Annotated in this window: 5 protein-coding genes and 1 pseudogene; all 6 read right to left on the bottom strand. The window is 70.6% G+C overall.

Features of this window, described 5'->3' with window-relative positions; genetic code table 11:
- Positions 1–97: 97 nt before the first annotated feature.
- On the bottom strand, positions 98–1,717 hold the full coding sequence (locus ACWEVO_RS22670) for a peptide-N4-asparagine amidase (protein WP_452309529.1): 1,620 nt from the start codon (positions 1,715–1,717) through the stop codon (positions 98–100).
- A gap of 281 nt (positions 1,718–1,998) precedes the next feature.
- On the bottom strand, positions 1,999–3,324 hold the full coding sequence (locus ACWEVO_RS22665; RefSeq protein ID WP_452309528.1) for an aminopeptidase P family protein: 1,326 nt from the start codon (positions 3,322–3,324) through the stop codon (positions 1,999–2,001).
- A complete protein-coding gene (locus tag ACWEVO_RS22660; RefSeq protein WP_452309527.1) occupies positions 3,317–4,612 on the bottom strand; it encodes an alpha/beta fold hydrolase in 1,296 nt (431 codons plus the stop codon). Before ACWEVO_RS22660 ends, ACWEVO_RS22665 begins: the two co-directional genes overlap by 8 nt.
- Positions 4,613–4,775: 163 nt before the next feature.
- On the bottom strand, positions 4,776–5,702 hold the full coding sequence (locus ACWEVO_RS22655) for an FAD-dependent oxidoreductase (RefSeq protein WP_452309530.1): 927 nt from the start codon (positions 5,700–5,702) through the stop codon (positions 4,776–4,778).
- A 5-nt stretch (positions 5,703–5,707) separates the two neighbouring features.
- A pseudogene (groL, locus tag ACWEVO_RS22650) lies at positions 5,708–7,237 on the bottom strand (chaperonin GroEL); the annotation flags it as partial.
- Positions 7,238–7,307: 70 nt separating this feature from the next.
- The gene (groES, locus tag ACWEVO_RS22645) at positions 7,308–7,622 is read right to left on the bottom strand and encodes a co-chaperone GroES (RefSeq protein ID WP_452309526.1); all 315 of its coding nucleotides are present in this window, start codon (positions 7,620–7,622) and stop codon (positions 7,308–7,310) included.
- Positions 7,623–8,003: the final 381 nt, after the last annotated feature.

The following is an 8,003-nucleotide window of genomic DNA, read 5'->3' as shown; positions in this document are numbered from 1 at the left end:
GGCGGGGGCGCTGGCCGCCCCCGCCCGCTACCCGTCCACCGGTCCGGACACCCCTATGCCGTGTCAAGTTGGTCTGACAAACGAACAGGCGCGACGGTCAGCAGAGCAGGTCGTCGGCTGTGATGAACCCGTTGCGCTGGGCGAGCCGGTGGTCGTAGCAGGTCCCGTCCGGGCCGGTCAGCCGGTACCGCTGCTCGGACTCGCCGACCGCGTGCCGCTCCTCCCGCGGTACGCCCAGGGTCCAGGAGGCCGAACCGGTGAACGTGTTCGCCAGCCGGCTCCACGGGGCCTGCGCGGTCCCGACCGTGGTCTGATCCGCGTAGTCGCCAAGCGTCATGCGGGTGGTCAGCCGGTCACCGTCGATCGTGATGCCACCGTCGACGGTGAATCGCTTCGCGCTGCGGCTGACTCGCGGCGACGACCCCTGCCCGGACATCGTCACCGTCGAGGTGTCGGTCCAGACCGCGTGCTGGGCGTCCGGGCTCTCATCCGGTCCCCAGTAGTGCTCGTTCTGGTTGGTCAGGGCCTGCTCGACGGTGGTCACCACCCGCCCGTGCGAGGTGTCCAGCCAGCCAACCGTGTGGAACCGGTGCGCCGCGTCGACGTCAACGTGGTGCGTGTCGCCCTCGACGTAGCTGGTCACGTCGTTGCGCAGCGCGCCAAGCTGGTGGCTGAGCAGGCCGCCCGTGGTCTGGGTGCTGCCGTGGTCCCGCCACACCAGGAAGTTCGTCGGCGTGTCCCAGCCCGACTGGCCGGCCGGCACCCCGACCGTGCGTACCCGCACCCGGTGCGGCGCACCGTCGGTGAGCAGGCCCACGAACGGGGTCAGGTCGTACCGGATGGCCTGGATGTTGAAGGCGCGCGGCGCGGGGAGCACGTACCAGAGGAACGGGTTGGACCAGCCGCCGGTGTAGATGTACGGGTACGGTGCGGCGATGCCGGCGACCTGGTCGTCGATCAGCACCTGCACCTCCCGGTACGGCCCGTCGGCCGCCGTGGCGCAGGAGTAGCCGGTGTCGGGCGGCGTGGTGCCGTACCAGAACTCCTCGCAGCCGCCGCCGGAACCGGTGGCGTACACCTCCGCAACCAGCCGCTCGGTATTGCGGGCGACCGTGACGGTGCCGTGCAGTTCGCCCCCGGCCTGAGCGGCGTCGGTGAGCGGCAGCACGTCGTCGGAGGTCTCCGCCGCGGGATAGTCCTTCGTGGCCTGGTAGAACGTCAACTCGACGGTGGTGTCCAGGACCCCCGTGTACGTCTCGTTCACCACGTTGCCCAGCAGCATCCAGACGGGCTGCTGACGGCTGAGGAGCGGGGCGTACCGGGTGACGTCACTCTCGACGCTCCAGTGGATGCCGTCGACCGACGGCTCGGCGGTGGAGGTCTTGAAGATGGTCACGTCTCCGATACGCAGCGAGCCGAGGCGGTCGTACTGCCGGCCGGCGATGGAGGTCTCCATGCGCAGCACGACCTTGTTCCACGGCCCTGCGCAGCCGGCCGGTGGGGTGTAGGTGCCGGTGTACGGGCTGAAGTCGCGGAACTCGTGGTCGACGATGGTGACAGTGCAGGACGAGGTGGGCGGCTTCGAGACGGGCTGATCCGCCGTACGCGGGTCGTCCCAGTCCGAGCCGAACTCCGATGGCACGGCGGCGTGTGCCGCGGTACCGGTGAAGAGGGCGAAGCCGAGTACGGCGGCCCCGACGGCGACGAGACGTCTCATCGTTCTCCTGATGCGCTGCTGGTCGATGCCGTGGCGCCCCGCCGTGTTGCGCGGCACCGGTACCGGACGTTACGGGAACGATCATGGTGGGGAAAGAGCGCGCCCCGTCGCAGCCGCCGGCGGCGAGGAACTGGACGTGCTCGGCGACGGCGTCATAGTCGACGCGGAGGTCGTCGCGGAAGGGCAGTGCCGTCGCGACGTGAACGCTGGGCCACGGCTGGGCGGGGGTGGTTATGTTGAGGTGTCCTTCGGGTCGTACGCAGAGCCGGACAGGGGCGATGTCACGCGGTCTGAGCTGCCATCCACTTCTCCAGGCCGGCGGCGTCCAGCGGCAACCCGCGGGACAGCACCTCTGCGCCGTCCGGCGTGACCAGGAGGTCGTCCTCGAGGCGCACGCCGACGCCGCGCAACTCGGGCGGCACGGTCAGGTCGTGCGCGTGGAAGTACAGGCCGGGCTCGACGGTGAGCACCATGCCGGGTGCCATGACCGCGCCCTGATAGGCCTCCGGCGCGGCCCGGCCGCAGTCGTGCACGTCCAGCCCCAGGTGATGGCCGATGCCGCACACCAGGTAGCGCCGGTGGTGCTGGCCGGTGTCGGAGAGTGCCTCGTCCACGGAGACCGGCAACAGTCCCCAGTCGGCCAGTCCCTGCGCGATTACCTCCATCGCCGCATGGTGGAAGTCGGTGAACGGTCGGCCGGGGCCGACTGCCGCCAGCCCGGCCCGGTGGGCCCGTTCCACCAGGTCGTGCACCTGCCGCTGGACGCGAGAGAACCGGCCGGAGGCCGGGAAGGTGCGGGTGACGTCGGCGGTGTAACAGCTTCTGACCTCGACGCCCATGTCGAGCAGGAGCAGCTCGTCTGGCAGCACCGGGCCGTCGCAGCGCACCCAATGCAGCGTGGGCGCGTGCCGGCCGCTGCCGACGATCGTGGCGTAGCCGGGGCCGTTGCCGTAGGCCCGGGCGTACCGGTCGAAGGTGCCCTGCAGCCACCGTTCCCCGGGCCCGGCGATTGCGGTGGGGACCTCGCGGACGACGGCGGTGAAGCCTTCGACTGTGCGGTCCACGGCCTCGCGGAGCTGCCCGATCTCCCACTCGTCCTTGTGCATGCGGAGTTCGGCGAGGGTCCGGGCCACCTCCTCGTCCCGGGTCACGTCCTCGGCGAGCTCCGCGAGCGGCCGGACCTCGACGCCCAGCGCCCGCGCCCAGTCGGCCAGTCCCGGAGCGCCCCCGACCCAGAGCTCACCGTAGCGGGCGTCGGTCCAGAAGCCGGGGTCGCCGGGGCCTGCGGGCGGTGGCAGGTAGAGCGTGGCGTCGCCGCCGCGCAGCACCACCACGGCGTTCTCGACTCCGCAGCCGGTAACCCAGACGAAGTCGCTGTCCGGGCGGAAGTCGTACGTCGTGTCGTTGCTGCGCACGGGCGCCTCCCCCGCGGCCAGCACGACGGTGCGGCCCGGGAGCGCCTCGGCCAGCCGGGCCCGGTGGGCCGCCGCTGCCTCCACCGCTCCGGGAACGATCGACGGCGTGCGGTCGGGCACCCCCCATCCGGTGTTCATGTACTCCGTGAACGCCGCGATCTCGGACAGCTTCGGCGGCTTGCCCTCACGCATCGGTGACTCCTCCTCCCAGGTCCCGGACCAGCTCGGTCAGCCGGGTGAAGACCCTGTCGTCCGCACGGATACCGTCGTGTTCGTACTCGTTGGTGACCCAGGTCTGCACGTTGCCGACCCGGGAGGCGGTGTCCAGTTGCAGGCCGGCGTCCACGTACATGTCGTCGTAGTAGACGGCGGCGGCGACCGGGATCTCGTTGCCTGCCAGCCGGTCGAGGTCGTAGAGCCGCGGCCACTCCTCCCGGGCGGCCAGCAGCTCGACGGCGCCGCGGAACGGCCGCAGCTCGGCGATCTCCTCGAACATCCAGGGATAGATCATCTCGCCGGTGAAGAGCAACGGCCTGGCGTCCTCGGCGAACTGCGGGTGCCGCGCCCGTTCGGCCTGCGCCGCCCATGCGGTGGGGGCGGCGCCGTGTCCGTAGATGCTCTCCTGCAGGGCCGCGAAGAGTGGGTTGTCGCTGTAGGAGGTCCGGGCCAGCACCTGGTGCAGGAACGTCGCCGACAGCTCGTCACCCGAGAAGGCCTCGTCGAGCAGCCAGTGCATGCGCTCGTATCCGGGCTTCATGCCGAGGTCGATGCCGAGGGACTGCAACCGCCGCACCGTGAGCACGTCACCGTCGGGCAGCAGCACGTCGCCCTCGGTCAGCCGGTCGGCGATCCGGCCCACCTGCGCCACCTGGTGCGGGTAACGCCGGTAGAACTGCCGGTTCTTCGCCTCGACCCGGGGATAGGTGCGCCGGTAGACCTCGGCGGCCGACGGGTCGAGACCAGGCAGGCCGCCGGTGACATAGCAGGCGCTCAAGCCTTCCGGGGCCTTTGACAGGTACGTCAGGGTGAGGAACCCGCCGTACGACTGTCCGAGGGTGGACCAGCGCCGGCCGCCGAAGACGGTCTTCCGCAGATGCTCGTGGTCGGCGACGATCGAGTCGGCCCGGAAGCAGGCGAGAAAGCCGGCCGCCTCCTCGGCCGTGGCGAACCCGCGCATCCGGCGACCGTCGACGCGGGTGCTGCGGCCGGTGCCGCGCTGATCCGCCAGGACGACACGGTGGTCGCGCAGTGCCTGGCCGAGCCAGCCGGACCGATCGAGCGGGCGCGGGCCCTTCCCGCCGGGTCCGCCTTGCAGGTAGACCAGGCACGGCAGATCCTCGCCGGCGCGTACCGGATCGACGATCTCGCGAGCGAAGAGCTGGATGGCGCCGCGTCCCGGGTCGGACCAGTCCAGCGGCACGTCGGTCACATGCTCGCGCACGCGCATGCCGGGGATGGTGTAGGTCGCGGTAACGGTCATCGGGCCGCCGCCCGCTGCTGCCGGATGCGCTCGGCACCGAGCCACCCAGACGCCATCAACATCTCCGAGTAAGGTGTGCCATTGCACCTCTCCATTACCATGTTTTGCCGGCGCAAGATCGCATTCTGGTGACTTAGGAAGAGGATCTCCCCGTCCTTCCTTCTCACTCAGCTGGCGGTGGCTCGTTCTCCACCGGAGAGGACGTTGCCAACGCGCCGAGGGTGAGGGGAGACGAGACGGGGCGTTCGGCGAAGCCGGAGGTGCGGGAGGGCTCTTGACCGAGGATGCAGCCGACGGCGTAGCCGCAGGTGCGGGCCTGGCAGTAACCCATGCCGGCTCGGGTGAGCATCTTCGCCGACCGGCCGTCGTGCGCGTCGAGGTCCTGCTGCATGGAACGCAGTGCCCCGAAAGGAACCTCCTCGCAGCGGCAGACGGTCGTGTCGTCGGACAGCCGGTCCACCCATCCTGGGGGCACCGGGTGTGACCGGTGCATCGCCTGCGCGAAGCGGCGCAGCGCCGCCCGTGAGCGGCGCAGCCGAGGTGCGATCGACGACGCGCCCGCCGCGACAGTACCGGCGATCTCGCCTTCCACCGTCGCAAGCGCGGCGCCGCCCACGCCGCAGGCTTCGCCGGCGACAAAGACGCCCTCGACCGACGAGCGCTGCCCGTCGTCGACCTCGCACACCAGCGACCCGTCGACATCCACGCGCGTCGCGCAGCCGAGCGCCAGCGGCAGCTCCAGTTGCGGGGTGAAACCCCACCCCACGGCCAGCACGTCCACCGCGATCGTGCGCTCGCTCCCGGGTACCACCCGGCCCTTGTGGTCCGATCGCATGGTGGTGACCCGTTCCACGGCGTCCGTGCCGTGGGCGGAGACCACGACGGACCGGGTAAGGACCGGAATGCGGTGCCGCGCCAGCACCCGGGCGTAGCCGGCGCCCTCACCGAGCTTGCCCACATTGCGGATCACGGCGCCGAGCTCACTCAGCCACGCCAACGGGGAGGCGGCCTCGTGAACGCCCACGACGCTCGCTCCCGACTCGGCCAGGCCGGCCGCGACCGGAAGCAGGAAGGGGCCCGTTCCCGCCACCAGCACCCGGCGATCGAGGCGGCGTTGGCGACCGCGTTGCGGGTCACCTTCACCGGGTCGATGATGCCGGACTTGACCAGGTCCACGTACTCGCCGGTGGCGGCGTTGAGGCCGTTGCCCCACTCCTTCGCGGTGACCTTCTGCACCACCACGTAGCCGTCGTGGCCGGCGTTTTGGGCGATCCAGCGCAGCGGCTCGACCAGCGCCTTGCGCACGATCGAGACGCCGACCTTCTCGTCACCGGTGAAGCCCAGGTCGCCGTCGAGCACGGAGAGGACCTGGGCCAGGGCGGCGCCGCCACCCGGGACCGTGCCCTCCTCGACCGCGGCCTTGGTCGCCGAGATGGCGTCCTCGATGCGGTGCTTGCGCTCCTTCATCTCGACCTCGGTGGCCGCGCCGGCCTTGATCACCGCGATGCCACCGGAGAGCTTCGCCAGCCGCTCGGCCAGCTTCTCCCGGTCCCACTCGGAGTCCGAGGCCTCGATCTCCTTGCGGATCTGGGCGACCCGGTCGGCGACCTCGGTGGCGTGGCCGCCGCCGTCGACGACCGTGGTGTTCTCTTTGTCGACCACGACGCGGCGGGCGGTGCCGAGCACCTCCAGGCCGACCTGGTCGAGCTTGTAGCCCAGCTCCGGGGCGACCAGCTCGGCGCCGGTCAGGATCGCCATGTCCTGGAGCATCGCCTTGCGGCGGTCACCGAAGCCGGGGGCCTTCACCGCGCAGACCTTGAGGGTCTTGCGGATCGCGTTGACCACCAGCGTGGACAGGGCCTGGCCCTCGACGTCCTCGGCGATGATCAGCAGCGGCTTGTTGTTCTGGAGCACCTTCTCCAGCAGCGGCAGCAGCTCCTCGATCGCCGAGATCTTCTGCGTGGTGATCAGGATGTACGGGTCCTCCAGGACCGACTCCTGCCCCTCCGCGTCGGTGACGAAGTTCGGCGAGATGAAGCCCTTGTCGAACTGGAGACCCTCGGTGACCTCCAGCTCGGTGGTGAGGGCGGAGCCCTCCTCGACGGTGATGACACCGTCGCGGCCGACCTTCTCCATCGCCTCGGCGATCAGCTCGCCGATGGTGGCGTCCTGCGCGGAGATCGTCGCGACGTGCGCGATCGACTCCTTGTCGGAGACCTCCACGGCCTTGCCGAGCAGCGCCTCGGAGACCTTGCCGGCCGCCGCGTCGATGCCCCGCTTGAGGCCCGCCGGGTTGGCCCCGGCGGTCACGTTGCGCAGGCCCTCGCGGACCATGGCCTGGGCCAGCACGGTCGCGGTGGTGGTCCCGTCGCCGGCGACGTCGTTGGTCTTGGTCGCCACCTCCTTGACCAACTGCGCGCCGAGGTTCTCGTAGGGGTTGGTGAGCTCGATCTCCTTGGCGATCGTCACGCCGTCATTGGTGATCGTGGGCGCACCGAACTTCTTGTCCAGGACGACGTTGCGCCCGCGCGGGCCGAGAGTGACCTTGACCGTGTCCGCGAGGGCGTTGACACCGTGCTCCAGCAGGTGCCGGGCGTCGTCCGAGAAGCTGAGGATCTTCGCCATCTGTATCCCTTCGAAGCGACGTTGCCCCGGCCCGGCGAGCCGGACCGGGGCAACGACACTGATCGGTTGCTTACTTCTCGATGACCGCGAGGACGTCGCGGGCGGAGAGCACCAGGTACTCCTCGCCGGCGTACTTGACCTCGGTGCCGCCGTACTTCGAGTAGAGGACGGTGTCGCCGACCGTCACGTCGATCGGCACGCGGTTGCCCTTGTCGTCGATCCGGCCCGGGCCGACAGCGAGGACGGTGCCCTCCTGCGGCTTCTCCTTGGCGGTGTCGGGGATCACGATGCCCGAGGCGGTGGTGGTCTCGGCCTCGTTCGCCTGGACCACGATGCGGTCCTCGAGCGGCTTGATCGCAACCTTGGTCGCGGTAGTCACGGGCATACCCTCCTGGGGTACTTGGTGTCGTTGCGGGTCGGCGCGCCGACCTGCGTCAATCTGCCACATGCCACCGGGCGGGGCCGTCGTCGCGGGTGCCGGTCCGCCTGGCGTTCAACCCCCGGACACCAGGGCCCGGGCGTTGGCACCCTCAGGGTGAGAGTGCTAATCGCAGGTTATTCCTCGGCTAGCACTCCGTCAAGGAGAGTGCCAACGGGACACCCGGCGAGTCGCCCTCGCCGGGCCGGTCCGGGGGCACCGGGACAATGGGCGGGTGGATCTGGACCAGCTTGCCGCCCTGCGTACCGCCGAGGGGTCGGCCGCGCTCGCGACGGCCGCCGGGCTCGCCGGCGGGGACCCGCTGGCGGCGGCGGCCGCGCTCCGCTC

It is taken from the genome of Micromonospora sp. NPDC003776, assembly GCF_053605645.1.
The sequence above is the reverse complement of the archived record's forward strand: the minus strand, read 5'-3'. Positions and strand labels throughout refer to the sequence as shown.

Excerpts from the sequence above, each read along its gene's own strand:
- ACWEVO_RS22670 (WP_452309529.1), bottom strand. The coding sequence starts at position 1,717 with ATGAGACGTCTCGTCGCCGTCGGGGCCGCCGTACTCGGCTTCGCCCTC.
- ACWEVO_RS22665 (WP_452309528.1), bottom strand. The coding sequence starts at position 3,324 with ATGCGTGAGGGCAAGCCGCCGAAGCTGTCCGAGATCGCGGCGTTCACG.
- ACWEVO_RS22660 (WP_452309527.1), bottom strand. The coding sequence starts at position 4,612 with ATGACCGTTACCGCGACCTACACCATCCCCGGCATGCGCGTGCGCGAG.
- groES (WP_452309526.1), bottom strand. The coding sequence starts at position 7,622 with ATGCCCGTGACTACCGCGACCAAGGTTGCGATCAAGCCGCTCGAGGAC.